At 69.3% G+C, this 23,776-nt stretch carries 21 protein-coding genes; 7 read left to right on the top strand and 14 right to left on the bottom strand.

Translation table 11 applies throughout. The features are described from left to right. Positions 1–215 precede the first annotated feature (215 nt). The 3 genes from ACR4XJ_RS01475 to ACR4XJ_RS01465 all read left to right on the top strand — a co-directional run bounded on the left by ACR4XJ_RS01475 (position 216) and on the right by ACR4XJ_RS01465 (position 2,641). Positions 216–1,037: a substrate-binding domain-containing protein gene (locus ACR4XJ_RS01475; RefSeq protein ID WP_434753536.1), complete on the top strand. Its 822-nt coding sequence runs from the start codon at positions 216–218 to the stop codon at positions 1,035–1,037. Between the two features lie 138 nt (positions 1,038–1,175). Next, positions 1,176–1,871, top strand: a complete 696-nt coding sequence (locus ACR4XJ_RS01470) for an ABC transporter permease (protein WP_434753535.1) — start codon at positions 1,176–1,178, stop codon at positions 1,869–1,871. Between the two features lie 62 nt (positions 1,872–1,933). Further along, on the top strand, positions 1,934–2,641 hold the full coding sequence (locus ACR4XJ_RS01465; RefSeq protein ID WP_434753843.1) for an ATP-binding cassette domain-containing protein: 708 nt from the start codon (positions 1,934–1,936) through the stop codon (positions 2,639–2,641). A 504-nt stretch (positions 2,642–3,145) separates the two neighbouring features. On the opposite strand, the gene acs is transcribed toward ACR4XJ_RS01465, so the two are convergent. From acs to ACR4XJ_RS01435, 6 genes are all read right to left on the bottom strand, one after another. Next, positions 3,146–5,179, bottom strand: coding sequence for an acetate--CoA ligase (gene acs, locus ACR4XJ_RS01460; protein ID WP_434753534.1), 2,034 nt, complete (start codon positions 5,177–5,179; stop codon positions 3,146–3,148). 2 nt (positions 5,180–5,181) lie between these two features. Next, positions 5,182–6,324, bottom strand: coding sequence for a LytR/AlgR family response regulator transcription factor (locus tag ACR4XJ_RS01455; protein ID WP_434753533.1), 1,143 nt, complete (start codon positions 6,322–6,324; stop codon positions 5,182–5,184). A gap of 322 nt (positions 6,325–6,646) precedes the next feature. Then, positions 6,647–8,437, bottom strand: coding sequence for an amino acid ABC transporter permease (locus ACR4XJ_RS01450; RefSeq protein ID WP_434753532.1), 1,791 nt, complete (start codon positions 8,435–8,437; stop codon positions 6,647–6,649). A 182-nt stretch (positions 8,438–8,619) separates the two neighbouring features. Then, on the bottom strand, positions 8,620–9,447 hold the full coding sequence (locus ACR4XJ_RS01445; protein WP_434753531.1) for a transporter substrate-binding domain-containing protein: 828 nt from the start codon (positions 9,445–9,447) through the stop codon (positions 8,620–8,622). Positions 9,448–9,661: 214 nt separating this feature from the next. Further along, positions 9,662–10,393 carry an amino acid ABC transporter ATP-binding protein gene (locus tag ACR4XJ_RS01440; RefSeq protein ID WP_434753530.1) on the bottom strand — a complete coding sequence of 244 codons (732 nt, stop codon included), beginning with the start codon at positions 10,391–10,393 and terminating at the stop codon, positions 9,662–9,664. Positions 10,394–10,829: 436 nt separating this feature from the next. After that, positions 10,830–12,227, bottom strand: coding sequence for a sensor histidine kinase (locus tag ACR4XJ_RS01435; RefSeq protein WP_434753529.1), 1,398 nt, complete (start codon positions 12,225–12,227; stop codon positions 10,830–10,832). Positions 12,228–12,675: 448 nt separating this feature from the next. Here ACR4XJ_RS01435 and ACR4XJ_RS01430 point away from each other — a divergent pair, with 448 nt between their 5' ends. Continuing rightward, positions 12,676–13,500, top strand: a complete 825-nt coding sequence (locus tag ACR4XJ_RS01430) for a tetratricopeptide repeat protein (RefSeq protein WP_434753528.1) — start codon at positions 12,676–12,678, stop codon at positions 13,498–13,500. Then, entirely contained in the window at positions 13,497–13,829 is a 333-nt protein-coding gene (locus ACR4XJ_RS01425; protein ID WP_434753527.1) for a PilZ domain-containing protein, read from the top strand. The genes ACR4XJ_RS01430 and ACR4XJ_RS01425 overlap by 4 nt, the downstream gene beginning before the upstream one ends. A 61-nt stretch (positions 13,830–13,890) precedes the next feature. Here the strand turns inward: ACR4XJ_RS01425 and ACR4XJ_RS01420 are convergent, their stop codons facing one another. The 7 genes from ACR4XJ_RS01420 to ACR4XJ_RS01390 form a co-directional block, all read right to left on the bottom strand. Then, complete coding sequence (locus tag ACR4XJ_RS01420) at positions 13,891–14,835, bottom strand: YceI family protein (protein ID WP_434753526.1); 945 nt, start codon at positions 14,833–14,835, stop codon at positions 13,891–13,893. 84 nt (positions 14,836–14,919) lie between these two features. Then, on the bottom strand, positions 14,920–15,846 hold the full coding sequence (locus tag ACR4XJ_RS01415; protein ID WP_434753525.1) for a pirin family protein: 927 nt from the start codon (positions 15,844–15,846) through the stop codon (positions 14,920–14,922). 247 nt (positions 15,847–16,093) lie between these two features. Next, positions 16,094–16,417, bottom strand: coding sequence for a hypothetical protein (locus tag ACR4XJ_RS01410; RefSeq protein WP_434753524.1), 324 nt, complete (start codon positions 16,415–16,417; stop codon positions 16,094–16,096). Positions 16,418–16,655: 238 nt separating this feature from the next. Then, positions 16,656–17,855 (bottom strand): aminopeptidase, encoded by a 1,200-nt coding sequence (locus ACR4XJ_RS01405; RefSeq protein ID WP_434753523.1) that lies wholly within the window; start codon positions 17,853–17,855, stop codon positions 16,656–16,658. A gap of 305 nt (positions 17,856–18,160) precedes the next feature. Further along, complete coding sequence (locus tag ACR4XJ_RS01400) at positions 18,161–19,681, bottom strand: tetratricopeptide repeat protein (RefSeq protein WP_434753522.1); 1,521 nt, start codon at positions 19,679–19,681, stop codon at positions 18,161–18,163. After that, positions 19,682–20,272 (bottom strand): hypothetical protein, encoded by a 591-nt coding sequence (locus tag ACR4XJ_RS01395; protein ID WP_434753521.1) that lies wholly within the window; start codon positions 20,270–20,272, stop codon positions 19,682–19,684. Positions 20,273–20,336: 64 nt separating this feature from the next. Beyond that, positions 20,337–20,807 (bottom strand): AraC family transcriptional regulator, encoded by a 471-nt coding sequence (locus tag ACR4XJ_RS01390; RefSeq protein ID WP_434753520.1) that lies wholly within the window; start codon positions 20,805–20,807, stop codon positions 20,337–20,339. Positions 20,808–21,122: 315 nt separating this feature from the next. On the opposite strand from ACR4XJ_RS01390, the gene ACR4XJ_RS01385 reads away from it, so the two are divergent. Then, positions 21,123–21,398 carry an HU family DNA-binding protein gene (locus ACR4XJ_RS01385; RefSeq protein WP_434753519.1) on the top strand — a complete coding sequence of 92 codons (276 nt, stop codon included), beginning with the start codon at positions 21,123–21,125 and terminating at the stop codon, positions 21,396–21,398. Between the two features lie 122 nt (positions 21,399–21,520). On the opposite strand, the gene ACR4XJ_RS01380 is transcribed toward ACR4XJ_RS01385, so the two are convergent. Continuing rightward, positions 21,521–22,879, bottom strand: coding sequence for a glycerate kinase type-2 family protein (locus tag ACR4XJ_RS01380; RefSeq protein WP_434753518.1), 1,359 nt, complete (start codon positions 22,877–22,879; stop codon positions 21,521–21,523). Positions 22,880–23,216: 337 nt separating this feature from the next. Between ACR4XJ_RS01380 and ACR4XJ_RS01375 the strand changes: the two genes are divergently transcribed. Continuing rightward, a complete protein-coding gene (locus tag ACR4XJ_RS01375) occupies positions 23,217–23,771 on the top strand; it encodes a BON domain-containing protein (RefSeq protein ID WP_434753517.1) in 555 nt (184 codons plus the stop codon). Positions 23,772–23,776 lie beyond the last annotated feature (5 nt).

Raw genomic sequence — 23,776 nt, 5'->3', positions numbered from 1 at the left:
TCTGTTTTTTTCAGCATGTTTATTTTTGGTACATTTTGGTTATTAAAAGGCATTTATGGTTTTTATGGGTGCGTAAAGGTCGTTGTTTCGGATGAACGGTGCCAATCCTTGTGCACGTTTTCTACTTGTTTCGTGACTGTTTGGGCTGCTAACAATACCATCCATTGGTGAAAGACCGGACACCCATCGCCAACCGACAAACCCGGAGGATGCCCATGCGTCGTCTGCTTCTCGTTCTTTGCCTGTTCACCGTGTTGCTGCCCGCGCAGTCCATGGCGGCGGACAAGGTGCTGATGATGGCCACCACCACCAGCACCGCCGATACCGGCCTGCTCGACGACCTCGCCCCCGCCTTCCAGAAGGAGACGGGCATCGAACTCAAGTTCACGGCCACCGGCACCGGCAAGGCGCTGGAAATGGGCCGCAGCTGCAACGTGGACGTGCTGCTGGTGCACGATCCCGAGGCCGAGGCCAAGTTCGTGGGCGAAGGCTTCGGCATCAACCGCACCCAACTGATGTACAACGATTTCGTCATGGTGGGCCCCAAGGCCGACCCGGCGGGCGTGAAGGGCAAGTCCGTGGCCGAGGCCATGAAGGCCCTGTCCGGCGGCAAGGCCCCGTTCATTAGCCGTGGCGACAAGTCCGGCACCCATGCCCTGGAACTGCGCCTGTGGAAGGACACCGGCGCGGGCGTGCCCGAAGGCAAGGAATGGTACGTGGAAGCCGGGCAGGGCATGATGCGCACCATCGCCATGTGCGCGGAAAAGGGCGGCTACACCCTCACCGACCGCGGCACCTGGATCAAGTACGAGGCGGGCCTGAAGGAACCCGGCCCGCTGGCCATCGTGGTGGAAAAGGACCAGAAGCTGTTCAACCAGTACAGCTCCATCACCGTGAATCCGGCCAAGTGCTCCTCGGCCAAGGCCGACCTGGCCGACGCCTTCACCAAGTGGATGGCCAGCCCTTCCACCCAGAAGCGCATCGCCGACTTCAAGCTGATGGACAAGTCGCTGTTCACGCCCAACGCGGGCAAGTAGCCGCGCGCTGCTGACGCATGCCCGGCGGCGGGACGGCGGTGCCGTTCCGCCGCCTTTGCATGGCGGCCGGACGCCCGTGCGGCGTTTGCTCGCGCGGCGGGACTGCGTTTAGTGTCCCTGCAAGGAGACCACCGCCCCATGGACTACCTGCTCGACGGCTTTGCCACCGCCCTGCGCCTGCTGGCCGCGGGCGACGCGGAAACCTTCTCCGCCGTGTGGATCACCCTTGCGGCGTCGGGAATGTCCATCGCCGCGTGTCTGCTCATCGGTGCGCCGTTGGGGTTTCTGATCGGCTACCACGACTTTCCCGGCCGCCGGGCCGTGCGCATCGCCGTGGACACGGCGCTGTGCTTCCCCACCGTGGTCATCGGCCTGCTGGTGTACCTGCTGCTGTCGCGGCAGGGGCCGCTGGGCGACCTGGGGCTGCTGTTCACCATTCCCGGCATGTCCATCGGCCTGACCATGCTGGGGGTGCCCATCGTCATGGCCATGACCGCCCTGGCCGTGGAGCAGGCCGACGCGCGCCTGCGCCTGACCCTGCTCACCCTGGGGGCCGACGGCCGCCAACTGCTCACCGCCACCCTGTGGGAGACCCGCTACCACCTGATGCTGGCGGGGGTGGCGGCCTTCGGGCGCATCGTGTCCGAGGTGGGCATCTCCATGATGGTGGGGGGCAACATCAAGTGGCACACCCGCACCATCACCACGGCCATCGCGCTGGAGACGGGCAAGGGGGATTACGCCCTGGGCATCGCCCTGGGGCTGGTGCTGCTGGCCATCGCCCTGCTGCTGAACCTGTTGCTGGCGGCGCTGCGCAGGAGGGCGGGACGATGAACGGGCACGAGAACCACTGTGTGCCGCCGACACTCTCCGGCACCTCCATGCCCGGCGCCCCCATGCCGGATGCGGCTGACGGGCCGTGCACGGGCGCGCCGTGCGCCCGCTGCGCCACGCCGCTTTATCAGTTGGAGGGCGTGGTGCGCCGCCATGGCGAACGCACCGTGCTCGACGTGCCCCGGCTGGACATCCCCGCCGGGGGCATCACCGGCGTGGTGGGGCCCAACGGCGGGGGCAAGTCCACCCTGCTGCGGTTGCTGGCCCTGCTGGACGCGCCCAGCCAGGGGGTGCTGCGCTTCGCGGGCGAGGTGGTGGGGCCGGTGTCCGCCGCGCGCACGGCCGACCTGCGCCGCTCGGTGACCCTGCTGTTGCAGGAGCCCTACCTGCTGCGCCGCAGCGTGTACGAGAACGTGGCCTACGGCCTGTCCGTGCGCGGCGTGCGCGACGCCCGGAATGTTGTGCGCGGGGCGCTGGAACTGGTGGCCCTGGACCCGGACATGTTCCTGCGCCGCCGCTGGTTCGAACTTTCCGGCGGAGAGGCCCAGCGCGTGGCCCTGGCCGCCCGGCTGGCCCTTGCGCCGCGCGTGCTGCTGATGGACGAGCCCACGGCCAGCCTGGACGAGGACAGCGCCGTGCGCATCGCCGACGCCGCCCGCGCCGTGGCCGCGCGGGGCACCACGGTCATCGTGGTCTCGCACGACCGCGACTGGCTGGAACCGCTGGCATCGCGCATCCTCACGGTGCGGAGGGGCCGGGTGGAAGGGTAGCCCGGCGCGGGCATGGCCCGCCAGACGGCATGATGGCGCTGCCGACGTGCGCAGCGTTGCCGCAATGACGCGAACGCCGCCCCGGACCACGCGAGTGGGGGGCGGCGTTCGCATTTCGGCCCTTGAGGGGCGCCGGATGTCCGATGTCTAGAAACTGTAGACCGGTTTTTCAGGCAGGGGAAACCGGTTCGAAAAACTTTAGAGTTTGGCGTGATTTTTCTAGAGATGGCGGCTGCTGCGGGTTTGACCCGTTGCGCGATTATTCCGACCCCCGGCGGCGGCAACCGCCGGGTATAGGCTGGGGGATTGCCCCGAAAGGGCGGGGGTGAGGGGCGGAACGGAATGGGAATTGGTAAAAGATGAAGCCTGCGCAAGAGGGAGCTTTGTTCTCTGCCGAGGAAGAACGCCTTTTTATGAAGGGAGCGTACTCTTTCTGTACTCGACCGGAATAAAAAGGTGTTCTGACGAAGGCAGAGGGCAAAAGGCCCCTTGCGCAGGCTTCATCTACACGTAGCCGTCTTCCAGCGTGGACAAATCCCCCGTCTCCCGGCCCAGTTCCTCGCTGCGCAGCACCCGGCGCATGATCTTGCCGCTGCGGTTGCGGGGCAGTCCATCGCGGAAGGACACCTCGCGGATCACCGCCACCGGCCCCAGTTCGCGCCGCACGTGCTCCACCAGTTCGGCGGCCAGGTCGTCGGGGCTGACCATGGTGCCCAGCGGCGGGTGGTCGTCCACCAGCACCACGAAGGCCTTGGCCACCTCGCCGCGCAGGTCGTCGGGCACGCCGATCACCGCGCATTCCGCCACCGAGGGGTGCGAGGCCAGGGCCGCCTCCATCTCCGCCGTGCCGATGCGGTGCCCGGCGATGAGCAGCACGTCGTCGGCCCGGCCCTGAATCCAGAAGTAGCCGTCCTCGTCGCGCCGGGCCACGTCGCCGGTGCAGTACCAGCCGGGAAAGCGTTCCCAGTACAGGCGGCGGTAGCTTTCGTCGTCGTTGTACACCCCGCAGGACATGGCGGGCCACGGGCGTTGCAGCACCAGCAGGCCGCCGCGTCCCGGAGGCACGGGGCGGCCGTGCTCGTCCACCACCTCGGCCTCGATGCCGGGCAGCGGCCGGGTGACCGAGCCGGGCTTCAGCAGCGACACGGGCAGGGGGCTGAGCATGATCATGCCGGTTTCCGTCTGCCACCAGGTGTCCAGCACCGGGCAGCGGCCGCGCCCCACGTGGCGGTGGAACCACAGCCACGCCTCCGGGCTGATGGGTTCGCCCACCGTGCCCAGCAGGCGCAGGGTGGTCAGGTCGTGCCGGGCCACGTGCTGCGCGCCGTGGCGCATCAGCATGCGCACCAGGGTTGGCGCGGTGTACAGGATGGTCACGCCCAGCCGTTCCACCATGGACCACACCCGCCCCGGCTCGGGGTACAGGGGGTGCCCTTCGTACAGCACCGTGGTGGTGCCCGCCATGAGCGGCCCGTACACCACGTAGCTGTGCCCGGTGATCCAGCCGGGTTCGGCCGTGCACCAGAAGATGTCCGTGGGCTTCACGTCGAACACCCAGCGCATGGTGCGGTGCACCCCCACCATGTAGCCGCCGTGGGCGTGGACGTGGCCCTTGGGCTTGCCCGTGGTGCCGGATGTGTACAGCAGGAACAGCGGGTCGGTGCTGTCCATGATCTCGGTGAGCGCCTCGTGGTGCTGGCCGCGCACCGCGTCGTGGTACCAGATGTCGCGGCCCTCGGTCATGGGCGTTTCCACGTGGGCGCGGTGCACCACCACCATGTGACGCACCCCGGCGGCCAGGTCCGGCGGCAGGGTGCGCACCGCCTCGTCGGCGATGGGCTTCAGCGGGATGACCCGGCCGTTGCGGTAGAAGCCGTCGACGGTGACGACGACGGCCGGGCGGGCGTCCTCCATGCGGTCGCGCAGCGAGCGGGCGGAAAAGCCGCCGAACACCGTGGAATGCACCGCGCCGATCTTGGCGGCGGCCAGCATGGCGAACACCGTTTCCGGCAGGGGCGGCATGTAGATGACCACCCGGTCGCCCTTGCCCACGCCCAGGCCGCGCAGCGCGTTGGCCAGGCGGTTCACCTCGCGGTACAGCTGGTAGTAGGTGAAGCTGCGCGTATCGCCCGATTCGCCTTCCCAGACCAGGGCCAGGCGGTTCTTGATGCCGGTCTCGATGTGCCGGTCCAGCGCGTTGTGCACGATGTTGCAGCGCGCGCCGGGGAACCAGCGGTGGAAGGGGGCGTTGCTGCCGTCGTGCACCGCGTCCCAGCGGCGGAACCATTCCAGTTCTTCCGCCGCCTCTTCCCAGTAGCCGTCCGGGTCGGCGGCGGCGCGGGCGCGGGCGCGGGCCACGTCCTGCGGGTTGACCACGGCCCCGGCCACCACCTGCGGCAGGGGGCGGAACACGCGTTCCTCGCGCAGCAGGGCGTCGATGGTGCCGCCGGTGAAGGGCAGGTCGCGCACGGGGGGCGCGGCGTCGGCCGGGGCGCCCGGCGCTGCGGGAGGAGGTGCGGGATGTTTGCGGCGCGGCATGGCTAGAGCCCCAGTATCTCTTTCAGTTCGCCCAGCCGCCTGCGGCTGATGGGCAGTTCGATGCGGGTGCGGCCCATGGTGCGCAGCATGCAGTTGCCGCCCGGCACCGAGGCGATTTCCGTCACCATGTCCAGGTTGACCAGATACTTGCGGTGCACGCGGAAGAACCGGTGCGGCCGCAGCCTGCCTTCCAGCACCTTCAGCCGGTACGAGGTCAGGTACTTGTCGGTGGACGTGTGCACGTAGCTGTAGTCCTCGTAGGCCTCCACGAAGACGATTTCGTTGTACGGCACCAGGATGGTGGTGCCGTCCTGGGTGATGGCCAGCTTGCCGATCTCCACCGGGCGGAAGCGGCTGGTGTAGTCCCAGGCGGAACCCAGGGCGGACAGGAAGCTGTCCTGTTCCTCGTCGCCCAGCGCCAGTTGCAGGGTCTGCACCGGGGGGCCGTCGTCGCCTGGATCGCGCGCGTCGTCCCGCCATTCCTCGTGCCAGCCGTCCTGCCACCCGCCAAGGGGTTCGATGTCGCCCGAGGCGATGGCCGCCCGCACGGCGGAGGGGCGAACGTCAGCGGGGGATGCGCCCTGACCGGCGGGCTCCGGCCGGGAAGCGTCGCCTCCACCCTGCCGGGCCGCCTGCGCCATTTGGTCAGGTGATTGGCCTGGCGATTCCGGCGACTGGTTCGGCGATTGGTCTGGCGATTGGCCGGGCATCTGGTGCGACGGCTGGTGCGGTTCGCGCCACCGGGCCCCCGGTTCCGGGGCCAGCCGGAAGTGGGCGCGGAACTGGTCCAGCCGTCCCACGGTGCGCTGGAAGCGTTCGTCCGGGCAGGGAAAGATGAGGTAGTCGGTGGCGTCCAGGTCGAAGGCTTCGAAGGCCAGTTTTTCGTCCGCGGCGATGAACACCAGCGCCGGGCGGTCGCGGCGGCCCAGCAGGCGGCGGGCCAGTTCCAGCCCGGACGTCTCGCCGCCAAGGTCCACCCCGGTGAAGAACACCCCGTAGGGCAGCGCGTCCAGCAGGGCCCACGCCTCGTCGCCGTCGGCGGCCTCGCCCAGCACGCGCAGGAAGGGCACGGGCGCCAGCAGATGGCGCAGGCGTTGGCGCACTTCCGGGTCCGGGTGGGCGAGCAGGGTGTTCAGGCGCGTCATGGATTGAGCCGTGATGGGCCGTGATGGCCGTGGATGCGCGGGGCGCCGCCGTTGTGGGGTGACCGGCCGGGCCGCGAGGCGCACGGTCCGGCGGAACCAGCCCGCCGCGCCGCGCCCCATGCGCCCGGAACAATGACATTCACTCCGCACTGTACATGCGCCACGGGAATCTGAAAAGGGGCGGCGGGTTGGGCGCGGCGAGGTTGTGCGAACAACCTGCGCGCACGGTTCGCGGACCAGCCCACGAGAAAGCCCCCGCGCCGCTTCCGGGGAAGGGGGGCGGGGGCCTGGTCGCCATGGTGGCGTCGGCGCGCCGGGCGCGTCACATGCGCAGGCTGACCTTTTCCGGCGACAGCCTGCGTTCCAGCCGCGCCGCGAACACCGACATGGTGTAGCAGCAGATGAAGTAGAAGAAGGCCACCGTGCCGTAGATCTCCATGGGATGGATCATCAGGCGGTTGTTGATGCCCTGGGCCACGAAGGTCAGTTCCAGCACGCCCAGCACGAAGGCCAGCGAGGTGTCCTTGAAGATGGCGATGAACTGGCCCACAATGGCCGGGATCATCTGCTTCAGCGCCTGCGGCAGCACGATCCTGCGCATGGTTTGCAGGTAGGTGAGGCCCGTGGAGTAGGCGGCCTCCACCTGCCCGGCGGGAATGTTCTGGATGCCGGTGCGCACGATTTCGGCAAGGTAGGCCCCGGTAAAGGCCGTCAGCGCCCAGGTGGCCGACCAGAACACGTTGAGCGTGGTGCCGAACATGACCGGAATGAAGAAGTACACCCAGAAGATGACGATGATCAGCGGGTTGCCGCGAATCAGTTCGATGTACAGCAGGCAGGGGATGCGGAACACCCGGTTGGACGACGAACGCCCCACCCCCACGGCCAGGCCGATGAAGAAGCTGACCGAAATGGCGATGACCGCCATGAGCAGCGAATAGGCAAGGCCGCCAAGGCCCATGAACATCTCGTCCGGCCGCCCGTCGGGAAAGTGCCAGATGAGCAGGGCGCGCAGGTTGTCGAACACCACGTGCCACTGGAAGCCCCACAGCCCCTTGCCCACCGAATAGAGCAGCCCGGCCAGCACGGCCACAAACAGCCCTTTGCCCGCCAGCACGGCGGCGCGGGCGGCGTGCCGCCCAAGCTGGTGCAGCATGGCCGCCAGCGGGGTGTAGGTGGTCTGCGCGGACGAGCGGCGGCGGGCCCGCAGGGCGCGGGTGACCGGCCGGATGAACATGCGGCGGACGAGCCCGAGCGGGGCCAGCAGCGCGTCCACCACCAGCACCGGCGCGGAGCGGCCGGGGGCGGAATCCAGCCGCATGCGGCCGTTCACCCCGTTGAGAATGAACGAGATGACCAGCGACAGCGAAAGGTACAGCACCGTGGCGGCGCTGGTGGCCTCGAAGCCCTTGAAGGTCAGCGATTCCACCTGCTGGGCCTGCCAGGTCAGTTCCGCCACGCCCACCACCATGGCCAGCGACGAGTTCTTCATGTTGTTCAGGAACTCACTGCCCAGCGGCGGAATGATGGCCCGGAACGCCAGCGGCAGGATGATGGTGCGCAGCACCTGGAAATAGGACAGGCCCGAGGAGTAGGCCGCTTCCAGCAGTCCCTTGGGGATGGACTGGAGCCCGGCGCGGATGACCTCCGCCATGAACGAGGCCGTGTAGACGGACAGGCCGATGGTGGCGCACCAGAACTCGAACTGGATGGAGAACAGCGCCTCGCGCGCGTTGTCGGGCAGGATGGCCGGAAAGGCGAAATACCAGAAGAACAGCTGGATGAGCAGCGGCGTGTTGCGGAAGAACTCGATGATGCAGGTGGCCGTGGCCCGCAGCGGGCGGAACAGCGAAAGCCGCGCGAGGCCCAGCATGGTGCCGAGCAGCAGGGCCAGGGCCGAACTGATCAGGGAAATGCGCACCGTGTTGGCGAGGCCCTTCAGGATTTCCGCGCCCATGACCACGCCGTAGGTCTCGTTGCGCGTGAAGAGCATGCTCCACTTGAATTCGTAGCCGAAGTCGAAGACCCAGCCGCAATAGTAGATGGCGAACGCCGCCAGCGAGATGAGGATTGCGTTCTGGACCCAGGTCTTTTCCAGCCAGTATCGGATCATGTGCCGTTCCGGAAAGGGCGCGCCGGGCCCGGCGGGGTGCGGGGGACGGCGGCGCGTGCGTGGTCGTGGTGCGTGTGCGGGCCTGCGGTTGCCGCCCGTCCGCGCGCTGGCGCGCGGGTCTTCAACAATGCGCAAGCCCGGACGGGCCGGGCTTGCGCGCAATGTTCAGCAGTGGCGAACCGTTAGGGCCACATTTCGATCTGGCCGGCCAGCGGCATTTCGAACGGGGTGCCCGGGCCGTACCACTTGTTGTAGATCTGCTTGTAGGTGCCGTCCTTCCACATGTCCTGGATGGCGGCGTTCACGGCGTCGCGCAGGGCGGAATCGTCCTGGGGCATGGCCATGCCGTAGGGCTCGTCGGACAGGAAGTCGCCCACCAGTTCGAACTGGCCGGGGGTCTTGGCGGCGTAGCCGACCAGGATGGAGGCGTCGGTGGACCAGCCGGCCACGCGGCCGTTCTGCAGCGCCTGGAAGCACTCGGATTCCTTCTGGAAGGAGATCACGTTGGCTTCGGCGTTGGGGTCGCCCGCTTCCTTCAGGGCGCGGCGCACGTTGATTTCGGACGTGGTGCCCTGCATGGTGGCGATCTTCTTGCCCACCATGTCCTTGATGGTCTTGAACTGGCCCTTCTTGGACAGGATCTTCTGGCCGTCGAAGAAGTAGGTGATGGAGAAGTCCACGGACTTGTCGCGTTCGCGGGTGTGGGTCATGTTCGACACGGAAAGGTCGATCTGGCCCGACTGCACCAGGGCGATGCGGGTCTTGTTGTTCACCTGGACGCGTTCGATCTCCACGCCCATGCGCTTGGCCACTTCGGTGGCCATGTCATAGTCGAAGCCGCCCCATTCGCCCTTTTCGTTGTAGAAGGCGCCGGGGATGGAGTCGGTCATGATGCCGATGCGGATCTTCTTTTCCTTCTGGATGCGGTCGAAGACCGGACCGGCCATGGCCACGGAGGCCATCAGCACGGTGAGGGCCGAAGCCAGTGCAAGCAGTTTGACCAAGCGCATATCCTTCTCCCTGTTTTGGGTTGCCCACGGCCCCCGCACATGCGGGCAGGCCCCTGCGGGGCTGCGGTCCCCTCGGCAAAAGGGACGGCGGGCCGACAACGGCAAGAAAGGCTCAACAGTCAAAGCGTGTTATGGCAAAGCGTGTTGCGGAAACCGTGATGCGGCGAAGCTCGTGCGGCAAGGCGTGTCCCGGAAAGGTTCCGGGGCGGGTCGGCTAATGCGTCAGGATCTTGCTGAGAAATTCCCTGGTGCGGTCGTGGACGGGATTGCTGAAGAACGCCTCGGGGGTGTTCTCTTCCACCATGACGCCCTGGTCCATGAAGATGACCCGGTCGGCCACCTCGCGGGCAAAGCCCATTTCGTGCGTCACGCAGACCATGGTCATGCCCTCGCGGGCAAGCTGGCGCATGACGTCGAGCACTTCGTTGATCATTTCCGGGTCGAGGGCGCTGGTGGGCTCGTCGAAGAGCATGATGCGCGGCTTCATGGCCAGGCCGCGCGCGATGGCCACGCGCTGCTGCTGCCCGCCGGAAAGCTGGCCGGGGTAGGCGCCCGCCTTGTCGGGAATGTTCACCTTCTCCAGCAGTTCCATGGCCGTCTTCTCGGCCTCGGCGCGGGGGGTGTTGCGCACCAGCAGGGGGGCCAGGGTGATGTTTTCCAGCACGGTCATGTGCGGGTACAGGTTGAACTGCTGGAAGACGAAGCCCACCTCCGCGCGCAGCATGGTGAGGTTGGTGCGCGGGTCGTTGATGTCCACGCCGTCCACCACGATGTGGCCCTTCTGGATGGGCTCCAGCTTGTTGATGCAGCGGATCAGCGTACTCTTGCCGGACCCGCTGGGCCCACAGATGACGACGACCTCGCCCTGCCCGATCTCCAGGGTGATATCCTGCAACACATGCAGTCCGCTGGCGTACCACTTGTGCACATGGTCGAATTTGATCACACGGTGCTCCCCGGTTCTGTCTGGGGCGGTCTGGAACGCTCCGGAAGGGCAGGCGCGGACGGCGGCCCCCCCGTGCGCCGGCATGTGCCGACGCGCCCCGCGCCTGCGAAGTAGCAGAATACGGGGGTACGGGCAACCCGTGGGCTGACGCTTTTGACATTAATGTTTCAATTCGAGGCGTTGCGTCACAAACACACGGCACGCGGGGGCCGGATATCGCCCTTTGTGGCGGGCGGTTGGCGCAGGCCGGGGGGTGCGTGCCCCGCGCAAAATGATGCCGATTTGCGAAATTGTCAGCCCTTGGCAGGAGCGGCGCACCAGTTTCCGCGTCCACCACCGCAGGACGGTGGGGCCGGGCTGCCGCAGGTCCAACCGGGGTCAGGTCCAACCCAGGTCAGGCCGGGCCCGTTGGGGGGAGCTTCGGTCCGGGGGTGGCTCAACTCAGGGCCGGGGCGTCGCAGGGCAGCAGAAGGTAGAAGGCGTTGCCGCCTTCCTGCGCTTCATAGCCCACGCGGCCGCCGTGCAGGTCCACGATTTCGCGCACGAAGTGCAGGCCGTGCCCGGTGCCGTATTCGCCATGGGTGTTGGACCCCCGGAAGTCCGGTTCGAACAGGTGGGGCGCGTCCTCGGCGGACACGGCGGGCCCGGTGGTGAACACCTCCACCCGCGCGCCGTGACGTCCGGCGCCGAAGGCGTCGGGCACGCGGCAGATGCGGCAGCGCACCGCCTGGCGGAGGAAACCCGGAGTGGGGCGGGTGTACTTGACCGCGTTGGACAGCAGGTTGGCCAGCACCTGGCTGATCAGCCCCACGTCGGCGGAAACGCGCACGTGCTCGCATTCCGGGCGTATGTCCATGCGGACCTCGATGCCCTTTTCCTCCAGCCGCGACCGGAAGCGCTCAAGCTGCGGCAGCACCACGCGCTGGGCGATGTCGATCTCCGTCTTCTGGAGCACGTAGTGCCCCTGGTCGAAGTGGCTCTGCCGCAACAGCGTTTCCAGAAACAGGCTGGATTGCAGGAAGTGGCGGTAAATCTCGCGGTACTGCTCGTCCAGCCGTTCGTGCAGGTAGCCCAGTTGGCGGATGGCCTCGGCCTCCGGTCCGCTGGGCATGCGTCCGCCCGCGCTGAGGGTTTCGCGCAGTTCACCCATGGCCTGTATCTTGCCTTCCAACTGCCGGAACAGCAGCTTGAAGTACATGTTGGGCACGATGACGTTGTGGCCGATGTCGTGCACCAGGCTGCGGATGAACCGGATATGTTCGCGGTTCTTCATTTGCAGCAGCCGGTTGTGCAGTTGGAAGCCCACACGGTTGGCGTATTTTTCGTAGTAGAAGCGGTCGTGTCCGGTGAGCGGCGCGGCGGGGTGCAGCACCATCATGCCCAGCACGTCGCCCACGGGGGTGAAGGGCAGGCTTTCCCGGTCGGCATGGCGGCCGCGCACGGGGATGCGGTACTGCCCGTCCTGCATGTGCGGCCCCTCGGCCAGGTGGTCGCGATGGGGCGGATTGTCCGCGAACGGGGGCATGTCCGGGTTGCGCCGCACCAGATTGCCCGAGGCGTCGAGCACGTACAGTTCCGCCTGCATGTCGAACAGGATGCGCGGCACCAGCACGGCCAGGGCGTACAGGTCGGGCAGGGCGTCGAATTCCTGCGCCAGGTCGAAGAACACGTTGAAGGCGCAGATCTGCCGCGCGGTGAAGTTGTAGCGGGTGTAGTCGGAGAGCTTGGCGTGGATGCGCGCGGAGACGTGGTCGGCGCCCAGTGCGGTGGGCGGCGTGGGGGGAGAGGAGTTGGACGGCGGGACGGGGGGGGCGGAGGACTGCTCGGACGTCATGACAACCTTCTGGGCTACCCGGCGGCTGCGGGGCTTTCGGGGCCGTGCGGGCGCCCCGGAAAAGGGGCGGCCCGGTTTGGCGTCCGCTCGTGACAGACGACGGGGGCGGTCGAGCGTTTGCCGGTGGGGGGCGGGGCATCCGATGGCTGCTGGTCCGTTGTCATCATGCATCATTTCCCGCTCCGCGCCAAGGGCTTGGGCCGGGTTCGCGGGGTATTCGCGCGGTGCCGGAGGCAGCCCGGAAGACCATGGGACGGGCTGTGGCCGAATCCCGGTGGCGTCAGGGTGGCGTCAGGGCGGCATCGGGGCGGCGTCGGGCCGCAACGCCCCCGCAAGTCTCATTGACGCGGCGTGGCGCGCCATGCCATCACCCCGTGAAGAAACGGGATCGCGCGGGACGCCCGGCCAGACCGGCAGTCCGGCCGGTCCCGCACGGAAGGGGGGGCACATGGTGCCGCAGGTGTTGGGGGTGTATGTTTCGGTGCGCACCGAGCGCACGGGCATGGGCACCACGAGCAGGGACGTTTCGCAGAAGATCTACTGGCTGGTGGCCTGTCTGCCTGAAGGGCCAGACGGGCCGTACAGGCCAGACGGGCCGGGCGATACGGACGGGGGGCGGTACATCCTGCAACCGCTGACCGACGCGCATCTGCCCTCGGGACTGGTGAAGAACCTGCCCGAGGCGGACTTCATCGAGCATTTCCTGCCGGACACGGAGTGCTACGAAACGTTCATCCGCCCGGCGGCCGATGCGCTGGCCGCATACATTGACGAACTGCCCGCGGACGAGCCCTTTTCGGTGGAGCGGTACAGTCCGCTGGCCCTGCCGTTCGACCAGCTGCGCGTGCTGGACGGCCTGCTGGCCGTGCTGCGGGGCAGGCCGGGGCTGGTGCCCCGCGAGCACGACGTGCCCGACCTGCGGGCCATGCTGGCGGGCATGTCGCAGCTGCGCATGGCGCCCGACTTCCAGAACCGCGTGGCCGGGGTGGCCATCGGCCTGCGCAAGCGCGGCGACTATGCGGCGGCGGAATACTACTATGAACGCGCCCTGGCCGTGAGCGGCCAGGAAGACCGCATCCTGTTCAACCTGGCGCGGGTGTATTACGAGACGGGAAGGGCCGAGAAGGCCGCCGACTGCCTGCGCCGCGCGCTGGAGGCCAATCCCGGACTGGCGGTGGCCGAACAGTTCCTGCGCTTCGTCCTGACCGGGGCGCGCTCCGCCGATGCGGGCGGTGTCCCCGGCGTCACCCCATCCGGCAAGGAGACCCCATGAGCGATGACCGCCGCACCTATCCCCGGCTGCAACTGGACTGCCCCTGCTTCGTCACCCTGCGCCGCGACGCGGGCGACGTGCCGTGCATGGTCGGCAACATCAGCGCGGGCGGGGTGATGCTGCAACTGCCCCCCTTCTGCGCGGCCGAAGGGCTGCCCTTCGGCGAGGTGGTGAGCCTGGTGGAGGTGCCGCAGGCCCTGTCCGGCGCGCTGGAAGGCGTTCAGGGCCGGGTGGCCTGGTGCAGCGGCGCGCAGGCGGGCGTCTGCTTCGACGACGTGCTGCCCTTCGGCGTGGACGACATCATGGACATGCTGGACGAGGTCTGCTGAGCGGGCGGGCATGCCCACCGTCTCCGGATGGCGCGGCGTGCCGGTTTGCCGTCGCGGCTGCTCACCGGGCGTCCGCCGGTGCGTACACCAGCCGGAAGTCCAGCGAAATGGCGTCGTCCACCCGGTGGTAGCCCAGGTGCCGGAAGAACCGCGCCGAGCCGTACAGCACGCCCCAGCGGGTGCGGTCCAGGTCGCAGTGCCCGGCCAGCGCCAGCCCGCCCGCATCGTCGATACGCCGCACCGCCACGTTCATGGCCAGCTTCCCGCGCACGCCGCGCAGGGCGAGGTGCGCCGTCAGCCGGTAGTTGGGGGTGGTGGCCGTGGCTCCGCGCAGGGGCGTCAGGACCATGTCCTCCAGCGTGGCCTGCGGGAACAGGGTGACGAAGAAGAAGTCGTCCGAGGCCAGATGGGATTCCAGCACCGGCCGCAGGGCGTCGTCGGCGATGTCCCGGTCGCGGATGGAGCGCATGTCGATGCGTAGCCCGCCCTGCCCGTGCCCGCCGGAGAAGGCCAGCGCGCCCCCGGCGCAGTCCACGGTGCCGGTGTGCGCGCCGTTGTCGTTGCGGCCGGTCCAGTGGATGACGGAGGCCGCCGCATCCAGCGCGTGGCGGCCGTCGGGCATGACCACCGGCGGATGGGCGTCCAGCCGGGCATGGGGGGCGCTGCCCTCCAGCGGAAGCCCGGCGGCGCACCACGCCTCCAGCCCGCCCGCGAACCAGCGCACGTCGGTGTGCCCCTGGCGCAGCAGCTTTTCCGCCGCCATGCGCCCGTCCAGCGAGCCCGCGCCCGCGCCGCAGACCAGCACCGGCACCGAGCGGTCCGGGGCCAGCGCGGCCACGGCGTCGCAGAACACCACCTCGTGCACGCAGGCCTGCACCGCGCCGGGGATGTGCCGCTGCTCGAAATGCTCGGGCACCATCACGTCCAGCACGATGCCCGCGCGCGCCTCCACGAAGGCCCGCGCCGCCGCGAGCCCCACCTTGCGTACCTTGTGAACCGTGGTCATGTCGCCTCCTTGCGCGTGGTGTCCGCCGTCCGTCTCCATGGCCGACGGGACGCGCCCGCCGGACCCGATGCGCCGTGAAAGCCCCTACCGGTCCAACCCGGCGGGGGCCGGGTGGCGGATGAAGGTGCCTGACCGCACCTCGCGGAACGCGGTTTCCAGTTCCTGGTCGGTGTTCATGACGATGGGGCCGCGCCAGGCCACGGGTTCGCCCAGCGGGCGGCCGGTGAACAGCAGCAGGCGCAGGCCGTCCCCGCCCGCGCGGAAGGCCACGGAGTCCTCCCCCTCCGCGCGTTCCGCCCCGCCGGGCCGCCGGAACAGCACCAGGGTGCGGTCGGCCACGGCGGTATCGCCGGTGTTGCCCGCCGCCGCCCCCGTAATCACCCCTGTTCCGCCAATGACGTAGGCGATGGCGGTGTGGCCGCGCGGCACGGGGTGCTCGTGCGTCACGCCCGCCGGAACGGTCAGGTCCAGGTAGCCCGGATCGGTGACGATGTCCGCCGCAGGCCCCGTCACCGGTCCCGCCGCGCCGGTCACCGTCCCGGCGATGACCCTGGCCGTCACCCCCTGCGCCAGTTGCGCCACGGGGATTTCCGCCGCCGTGATGCTGCGGTAGCGCGGCTCCATCATCTTGTGGCTGGCGGGCAGGTTGGCCCACAGCTGGAAGCCGTGCATGGCCCCGTGCGCGTCGCCCTTGGGCATTTCCTGGTGGATGATGCCGCTGCCCGCCGTCATCCACTGCACGTCGCCGGAGGAGATGACCCCCTTGTTGCCCATGCTGTCGCCGTGCTCCACGTCGCCGCGCAGGATGTAGGTGATGGTTTCGATACCCCGGTGCGGGTGCCATGGAAAGCCCTTGATGAAGTCTTCCGGCCGGTCGGAGCGGAAGTCGTCCAGCAGCAGGAACGGGTCGAACATGGGGGCCTCGAAGTAGCCGAACATGCGGCGCAGCCGCACGCCCGCGCCCTCGGTGACCGGTTCCCCGTGCAGGACGAGTTCGACGTCTCTCGGCATGGCGTGCCTCCCTTCTTGCGGTGATGGCGGGTGCGCCGTGGGCCGTGGCCGCCGCCAGACGGCCGCCGGACAATGGGGCGGGCTCCACGGACCCTGCGCCACTTTGGCACACCGGACACGCGGGGGCAAGGCGCGGTGGAAAGATTGGCGGATGGTGGGGAGGGGGAGCGGGCGCGAGGCGGACGGACGATGGCAGGGCGATGGAGGCGGGGCCGGGCAGGGCGTCCGCCGCGCCCCGGCCATCCCGTCAATGCCCGGAATACGCCAGCACGTGGTTCAGCCCGGCGCTGGACTTCTTGATGTCCGTTCCTTCGATGCGGTAGCGGGTCAGCCGCCAGGCGTCCAGGTCGATGTGGTCGATGCGGCCCTGGCAGGCCGGGGTCAGGTGCGGGGCGATGGCGTCGGCCAGTTCCTGCGCGTCGCAGTACGGGCCTTCGTAGGCGATGCGCAGAAGGTCGCCCTCCAGTTCCACCCACTCCTCGCCGATGGCCCCGGCCGCGGCGCGCAGCATGTCCTGTCCGGCGGGCCATACCGCGCCGTAGACCTTTTCCTGAATCATGTCGCGGGCCATGCTGGTTTCCTTCTGGTTTCCTTTGCGTGTGCCCCGTTGCCGGCGGATGATTTTTGTGCGCCTTCGGCGGGCGGAAACGTTTCTGGTTTTTTGTACGCCTCCGGCGGGCAGGGGACGTTGTCCCCTGCACCCCTTGATAGGGGTATCCAGGTTGTGAGCGGGTCATGATGGGGGTGCAGGGGGCGGTAGCCCCTTGCCCGCCGGAGGCGTACAAAAAAGAGCGAACCTAAGGCAACGCCTACAACCGGAATTCCCCGTCCTCGTAGACCACCGCCCGCTTTCCCCCCGGCGTGACGGCGGTGACCCGGCGCGGGGTGGTGGCCACCAGATCCCAGTGCAGGCTGGAGCTGTTGAAGCCCAGGTCGCGCCGGGCATCGGCGGTGAGTCCGCCGGACGGCCCGGAGAAGGTGTTGGCGTAGGACTGGCCCAGGGCCACGTGCATGGAGCCGTGCGGACCGCCGTGGTTCTCGTCGTACAGGGTGTTGGCCATGAACCGGGTGATGCGCGAGAAGCGCCGGTCCACCAGGGCGAATTCGCCCAGCATGGCCGCGCCGGGGTCGCTGTTGAGCTGCCCGGTGGCGAAGCCTTCGCCCCGTTCGGCGTCCAGCCGCACCACCCGGCCCTGCCGGAATTCCAGGCGCACCCCCTGCACGATGTTGCCGGAGCGGAACGACGGCAGGTCGGCGGTGTACACCCCCTCCACGCCGCGCCAGTCGGGCGAGACGTACAGCTCGAAGCTGGGAATGTTGCGGCCGGTCACCCCGGCCCAGCGGCGCATGCGGCCCACGCGCAGGCGCAGGTCGGTGCCTTCGGCCTCCACGTGCAGGTCGGCGTCGCCCAGTTCGTCCAGCTTCGTGCGGATTTCCTCGGCCTGCTTCGCCACGCGGGCCCAGGTGGCGGCGGGGTCGGCCTCGCCCAGCAGGCAGGCGCGGCGCACCTCGTCGGCGTAGTCGGCGGGCGAAAGCCCGGCCTGCCCGGCCAGGGCCGCCGTGGGCCAGATGCACAGGGTCCAGCCGTAGGCGCCCATGTCCTCGCGCAGGTGGGTGATGTCCTGCAACGGGCGGCGGGCGGCCTGGGCCATGGCGATGCGCTCCGGCTCGATGGAGGCCAGATGGGTGAGCGATTCCGGCGCGATGATGGTGATGCACCCGCCAAGGTGGCTGTACAGGTCGCGCTCGCCGGGAATCAGTGTGGTCAGCCGCTTGTTGTTGGCCCTGGCGTAGAAGTCGTACTCCATGCGCGGGGTGGGCTGCATGCGCGGCACGGGAATCATGCCCATGTCGTGCAGCCTGCCGCACAGTTCCTCTGCCAGGGGCAGGCCCGGCAGGTCGAAGCGCACCAGCACGAAGTCGCTCTTGCGCAGGGGCGCGCGGCGGCCGCGCGCCAGGCCCCACAGCATGACGTCGGCGTATTTTCCCAGGGTTTCGGCATCGTACATGGCGTGCTCCAAAGGGTGCGGGCCGCGCGGAGGTGTCGCCGTCGCGGCGAAGTTATCATTGCCGGGTCAACGGATCGTGCTATCGTGGGCGCGTGGTGCCTTGGAAACCCGTTTACGGTTTCCGCGCCGCGTCCACCCGCACCCCCCTGTGCAGGGCCCGGACACGTCCGGGAGATACGTACGGCAGCAAACGTATCGCCGAAGGGACGCGGCAAGGGCAACCCGGCCACTCATCCTCCCCCTTGCAGCGTCGGCCGCGTTCCAGCCCCTCGGAGCGCGGCCGGCCTCTTTTGCGGCGCGCGGCGTCAGGGCAGCGTGCGCGGAGCCGGGCTGTCGTCCGGCAGTTCGTACAGGCTGGCCTCGCGTCCGGCGTCGCGCCCGGCCTCACGCCCGACGCCTTGAGGGACGCCGTTGCCGGTGGACGTATCCCCCTGCCCAGGGTTGCCGGTCGTGCCGGTCGTACCGGCCGCGCCCAGGGCGTCCGACGCGCCGTCCTGCGGCGACGGTTGCAGCATAGCAGGTTTTTCGCCGGGGGGAACGTGCCCGATGAACGCGCCCGCCCTGTCTGGCTGGTCTGGCTGGTCCGCCCCGTCTGTCTGCCCTGCCCCGTCTGTCTGGTTGGTCTCGTCCGCCGGGGGGCGGCATTGCCCGCGCCCGCGCGCCAGCCGCAATCCCTCGCAGTCGCCCAGGGCGCAGGCCCGGTAGAAATCGTCGCACATGGGGCCGGGCTCGCCGCGCACCTGCCACGCCGCCCCGCGCACCCGCCAGTGGGCGGCCACGTCGGGGCGCAGGCGGATGGCGGCCGAGGCGTCCTCCACGGCCAGGGCGGGCATCTGCAAGCGCAGGTGGCACACGGCGCGGGCATGCAGGGCGCGGGCGAAGCCGGGGGACAGCCTGAGGGCGCGGTCCTGGGCCTCCATGGCGTCCTGCGGCCGGTCCAGCAGCAGCAGGGCTTCGCCCAGGGCGTTCCACAGCAGCGGGTTGCGCGCGTCCAGCGTCACGGCGCGGCGCATGTGGCGCAGCACGGCCTCGGGCGCGAGGCCCCAGCCGTTCCCCGCGCCGTTTGCGGCCTGAGGGGCCGGGACCGCCGCGCTGTCCCCGTCTTGGGCCTCGCCCTCGGCGGGGATGCCGGTCAGGCAGGCGCGGTACAGTTCCAGCGCTTCCAGCGAGCGGGCCAGCGCGCCCAGCCGCTGGGCAAAGGGGCTTTCATCGTCGCCGCCGTGGCGGGCCACGTGGCGGGCGGTGGCCTGGGCCGCGTCAAGGGCCTCTTCGGTCAGGGCGGCTTCCCGGCGCAGCGCTTCTTCGTGCAGTTCCAGCAGGGATTCGTTGCGCAGCACGGCGCGGACGAGGTCGGAACCGTCGGCTGCGGCATCGCCTGACCCCGCGACAGCGGCGTCACCGGACGCCATGCCGGGCGGCGGCACGGCCTGCACGGTCACGGCCACGCGCACCTCGGGCGGGTAGCCTTCCACGCGGATGGCGGTGACGCGGGTGGCCAGCACGGCGGACGCCACGGCCAGGCGGCGCTGCGGATCGTGCGCGGCCAGGGCGGCGAAGGACGCGGCCGCGCCTTCGCGCAAAATGGGCATCCCCTCGCGCAACGCGGCCAGGCGCGCGGCGGAGCGGGCGATGACGAGGGCGGATTCCTTGCGCAGGCCGCCGCCGAAGGGCACCGTGACGGTGCTGGCGGCGTGCGTGGTGGCGGCTGTCGCCAGCAGGATGGCGATGCCGCAGAGCAGCCGGGCAAGCCCGGCGCGGGGGCGGGCGGGAGGGGGCGGTACCGGGCCCGTTGCAAGGCCCGGCGCCGCCCGTCCGGAATGACGCATCTACTTCTTCACGGTGGCCTGTATCTTGCGGGCCGCGGGTTGCAACACGTCGCGCAGGGTTTCGGCCAGCAGCTTTTCGGCCACGTCCGAGGCGGGGATGACCTGCTTGGACTGCCCGCCGGAAAGGTGCTCGGTGTACAGCGTCCTGGTGTAGTCGGACACGGTGACGGCCAGCTTCATGGACGTGCTGAACTCGGTGGTCTTCAGTTCCTTCAGCCACACCTCGTTGACCACGCCGGTGACGATGTAGTCGGGGCCGCCCGCGCGGGCCTGTTCCGGGGTCAGGGCGAAGGACACCTGCAAGCCCTGGCGGGCCAGTTCGTCGGCCAGCGAGCGGCTGACCCAGTCGGACACGGTGGACGAGGCCACGAACGAGGTGCCGTCCTTGCGTTCGCCCACCTGCACCACCGGGCGCTTGTCCTCGAACATGACCACGGTCACGCGGGGGGCGGAAGGATCGGGCAGCACCGAGGCGTCGGGCGGCGAGTAGAGCAGGCGGACCGAGTTGCCGGGGGCGCAGGCCGAAAGGGCCAGCGCGGCAAGGACCAGCAGCAGCGCGGCGAGCGTGCGCGAAACGTTGTGGTGAAGCATTGTTCCTCCTGTGCGCGGTGCGCAACGCGCGGCGCATGGATGTTCGCCGCCGGGGCGGCGGGTGTTACAGCGGGGCCAGCGGCAGGTAGAGGCGGGTCAGCAGGTCGTCCTCCGGCGTGGCGCCGGGATCGTTGAGGTAGGCCTCCATGCGGGGCGCGTTCATGGGGGTGCGCCCGCTGGCGGGCAGCCATTCCCAGTACAGCGCCGACCACGACCACGGCAGGGTGGCGTAGGGCCCCTTGTGCACGGCCACGGCGTATTCCCTCGGGCGGATGATGCGCACGGTGACGTAGTCGTCCGGCTCGAAGTCTTCGGGCACGGTGACCACGGCGTCGTAGCGGATGCGTTCCGGGGGGGTGGTTTCCGGGTCGTCGTGGCACAGGCCCAGGAACATGGTGGACGCGCTGGTCACCTGCCGCCGTGCGATCCACGGCGTGAGCAGCTTCCACGCCTCCGGCCCCGATTCGGCATAGGGGCCGAGCACGCGGATGCCGGCCACGCGAAGTTCCGGCAGGCGTTCGATGCGCACTTCCATGTGGCTTGTGTCTCCCTGTTTCCCGTCTCCCTGTCCGGTCTCTATAGCGCAAGCGGGACCGAAATCAAAGGGTTGCGCAACGCGTTTTCCCGTCATGACGGCGCGTTCCGGCTTGGCGGGGGCGTTTGCGCGGGTGCGCGGGCCATGCCCGGAGCGGGGCATTTTCGTGACGAATCAAGCAACGACGCGCCTTCGTGGGCGGAAACGGTTGACAAGGGGGCCAACCTCTGTAAAAGCTGCGCCCTTGCACCATGTGCATGCAATACCGCGCCGCCGGAGCGCGCGCGGACCGAAACCCCCCATATGGAGATACCGATGACCAAAGCTGAACTGGTTGAAAAGATCCGCGCCAAGGCCGGTCTTGCCTCCAAGGTCCAGGCCGAAGGCGCCCTCGACGCCACCATCGCCGTGCTCGCCGAAGCCCTGGCCGCCGGCGAATCCGTGACCTTCACCGGCTTCGGCAGCTTCAAGGTGACCGAACGCGCCGCGCGCAAGGGCCGCAATCCCCGCACCGGCGAAGAAATCACCATTCCTTCCGGCAAGGTGGTGAAGTTCACCCCCGGCAAGCTGCTGAAGGATTCCGTGAAGTAGGCAGCCCACGGGCCGCAGATTTCCGCGCCCCGCGTCTCCTTGCCGGAGACGCGGGGCGTTTCGCGTTTTCAGGGTGAAAGGGAAGACCAGGACGCGGGGCCCGAAAGTGGGGCCGGGCCGCCTCAGGCGGCGGGCTTGCCCTTGGGCGCGTCCACCAGCAGCACGGCCAGGTCCATGACGTTGGTCAGGGTGGGGCCGGTGCGCAGGATGTGCCCGGTGCGGTCCAGGAAGTGGTAGGCGTCGTTGTCGGCCAGGTGCCCGTGCGCGTCCACGCCGCATTCCCTGGCCACGCACAGGGTGCGGCCCGAGGCGTAGCCCCCGGCGGCGTCCGTGGGTCCGTCGGTGCCGTCGGTGCCCGCGCAGAGCATGGCGATGTGCTCGCAATCGGCCAGTTCGTCCATGCGGATGGCGGCGGCCAGGGCCATTTCCTGGTTGCGGCCGCCAAGGCCCCCGCCGGTGAGGGTGACGGTGGTCTCGCCGCCCGCCAGCAGGCAGAACGGCCCTTCGGGGTGGGGCAGGGTTTCGGCGGCGCGGGAGGCTTCCTCCACCAGTTCGCGGGCGCGCACGCGGGCCTCGCCGGTCATGGTGTCGGTAAGGATGCGCGGCCGGTAGCCGTGCGCGGCGGCCGCTTCCGCCGCCGCCTCCAGCGCCAGCCGGTTGCTGGCCACGATGCAGTTCTGCACCGCGCCGAACACCGGGTCGCCGGGCTTGGGCGTTTCCGCCGCCATGCCGCGCAGGCCCGCCGTCAGCCGTTCGATGACCGGCCCGGGCAGCCTGTCGAGGATGCCGAACCTGTCGGCGATGGACTGGCAGTCGGCGTAGGTCGAAACGTCGGGCGAGGTGGGGCCGGAGGCGATGACGTCCAGATCGTCGCCCACCACGTCGGAGATGATCAGCGAGACCACCCGCGCCGGGGCCGCCGCGCGGGCCAGGTTGCCCCCGCCGAAGGCGGACAGGTGTTTGCGCAGGGCGTTGATCTCGTGGATGGTGGCCCCGCATTCCAGCAGCAGGGAGGTGGCGGCGCGCATGTCGTCCAGGGTGATGCCCGGTTGCAGCGCCGGGGTCAGCGCGCTGGCCCCGCCGGTAAGGGCGCACAGCACTAGGTCGCGCGGGCCCGCCGCGCGCACTAGGTCCAGGATTTCGTTGGCCGCGCGTTCACCGGCGGCGTCGGGCACGGGGTGGGCGGCCTCGCGCAGGGCGATGCGCTTCAGCGGGGCGGTGTGCCCGTACTTCACCACCACCACGCCGTCGTGCACCCGGTCGCCCAGGATGTCCTCCAGCGCGGCGGCCATGGGGGCCGCGCCCTTGCCCGCGCCCACCACGTACACCCGTTCGTGGGCGGCAAGGTCGTAGGCGCGCCCCGCGATGTGCAGGGTGTCGCCCTCGCGGCGCACGTGGCGGTGCACGGCGCGGTCGGGGGCCACGGCGTCAAGGGCGCGGGACAGGATATGGTCGAGGACGGCGCGCTGTTCGGGGGTCATGCGGCGATCTCCTTGGGGCGTCGTTGCGGGGACGTGTTGGGGGTGGGCGCGGGGCGCGGCTTCCGGCCCGTGGCGGTCCTTCGCCGGGGAAGGAACGGGCGGACGCCGCCGCGTGATGCATGGTAGGTGGGTGGAACGCCCGTGGTCAAGAGGGGGGGCAGGAGGGAGGCGGAGAGGACCGGGGAACCCGCGCGAGATTCCGTCCGAATGGCCCCCTGCCCGGTGACAGCGCGCCCGGCGCGTGCTATCTTTCACCATGAATCCCCGTGCCCGCGCCGCCCCGTGGGCCGCGCGGGGCATGGGGCAACGGACAGCAGAAAACACGCAGGAGACAGCCATGAAACGCCGCATCCTTTCCGCCGTCGTGCCGGTGCTGCTGCTGGCGGCCTCGGTGCTCGCGCTTTCCGGCCTTGGCGGCTGTGCCGTCTATTCCGTGCCGAAGGACGAACGCACCGTGGGCACCATGGTGGATGACAGCACCATCCGCACCACCATCAAGAGCGAACTCATGCAGCGCGACGCCTCGGACGGATACGCCGTGAAGGTGTACAGCTACGATGGGCGCGTCTTCCTGGTGGGCGAGGTGCAGTCGTCGTTCCGCGACCCGGCCGTGAGCATCGCCCGCAAGGTCAAGGGCGTGCGCTCGGTGACCACCCACTGGTTCGACCCCGGCACCGGCAATACCGCCGACGACCTGGCCATTTCGACCAAGGTGCGCACCAACCTCATCGCCGAAAAGGCCCTGAGTTCCACCCAGATCGACCATGAAGTGTACGGCGGCCACGTGGTGCTGCTGGGCATGGTGCGCGCGCAGGCCGACGTGGACCGCGCCGTGGCCGTGGCCCGCGGCGTGGGCGGCGTGCGCTCGGTGAAGTCGTACCTGATTCCGTAGCCATC

The sequence above is a fragment of the Nitratidesulfovibrio sp. D1 genome, assembly GCF_051133415.1.
Taxonomy (GTDB): Bacteria; Desulfobacterota; Desulfovibrionia; order Desulfovibrionales; family Desulfovibrionaceae; genus Cupidesulfovibrio.
The sequence above is the reverse complement of the archived record's forward strand: the minus strand, read 5'-3'. Positions and strand labels throughout refer to the sequence as shown.

Coding starts and splice junctions, on each gene's coding strand:
- ACR4XJ_RS01475 (WP_434753536.1), top strand. CDS start 216: ATGCGTCGTCTGCTTCTCGTTCTTTGCCTGTTCACCGTGTTGCTGCCC.
- ACR4XJ_RS01470 (WP_434753535.1), top strand. CDS start 1,176: ATGGACTACCTGCTCGACGGCTTTGCCACCGCCCTGCGCCTGCTGGCC.
- ACR4XJ_RS01465 (WP_434753843.1), top strand. CDS start 1,934: ATGCCGGATGCGGCTGACGGGCCGTGCACGGGCGCGCCGTGCGCCCGC.
- acs (WP_434753534.1), bottom strand. CDS start 5,179: ATGCCGCGCCGCAAACATCCCGCACCTCCTCCCGCAGCGCCGGGCGCC.
- ACR4XJ_RS01455 (WP_434753533.1), bottom strand. CDS start 6,324: ATGACGCGCCTGAACACCCTGCTCGCCCACCCGGACCCGGAAGTGCGC.
- ACR4XJ_RS01450 (WP_434753532.1), bottom strand. CDS start 8,437: ATGATCCGATACTGGCTGGAAAAGACCTGGGTCCAGAACGCAATCCTC.
- ACR4XJ_RS01445 (WP_434753531.1), bottom strand. CDS start 9,447: ATGCGCTTGGTCAAACTGCTTGCACTGGCTTCGGCCCTCACCGTGCTG.
- ACR4XJ_RS01435 (WP_434753529.1), bottom strand. CDS start 12,227: ATGACGTCCGAGCAGTCCTCCGCCCCCCCCGTCCCGCCGTCCAACTCC.
- ACR4XJ_RS01430 (WP_434753528.1), top strand. CDS start 12,676: ATGGTGCCGCAGGTGTTGGGGGTGTATGTTTCGGTGCGCACCGAGCGC.
- ACR4XJ_RS01425 (WP_434753527.1), top strand. CDS start 13,497: ATGAGCGATGACCGCCGCACCTATCCCCGGCTGCAACTGGACTGCCCC.
- ACR4XJ_RS01420 (WP_434753526.1), bottom strand. CDS start 14,835: ATGACCACGGTTCACAAGGTACGCAAGGTGGGGCTCGCGGCGGCGCGG.
- ACR4XJ_RS01415 (WP_434753525.1), bottom strand. CDS start 15,846: ATGCCGAGAGACGTCGAACTCGTCCTGCACGGGGAACCGGTCACCGAG.
- ACR4XJ_RS01410 (WP_434753524.1), bottom strand. CDS start 16,417: ATGGCCCGCGACATGATTCAGGAAAAGGTCTACGGCGCGGTATGGCCC.
- ACR4XJ_RS01405 (WP_434753523.1), bottom strand. CDS start 17,855: ATGTACGATGCCGAAACCCTGGGAAAATACGCCGACGTCATGCTGTGG.
- ACR4XJ_RS01400 (WP_434753522.1), bottom strand. CDS start 19,681: ATGCGTCATTCCGGACGGGCGGCGCCGGGCCTTGCAACGGGCCCGGTA.
- ACR4XJ_RS01395 (WP_434753521.1), bottom strand. CDS start 20,272: ATGCTTCACCACAACGTTTCGCGCACGCTCGCCGCGCTGCTGCTGGTC.
- ACR4XJ_RS01390 (WP_434753520.1), bottom strand. CDS start 20,807: ATGGAAGTGCGCATCGAACGCCTGCCGGAACTTCGCGTGGCCGGCATC.
- ACR4XJ_RS01385 (WP_434753519.1), top strand. CDS start 21,123: ATGACCAAAGCTGAACTGGTTGAAAAGATCCGCGCCAAGGCCGGTCTT.
- ACR4XJ_RS01380 (WP_434753518.1), bottom strand. CDS start 22,879: ATGACCCCCGAACAGCGCGCCGTCCTCGACCATATCCTGTCCCGCGCC.
- ACR4XJ_RS01375 (WP_434753517.1), top strand. CDS start 23,217: ATGAAACGCCGCATCCTTTCCGCCGTCGTGCCGGTGCTGCTGCTGGCG.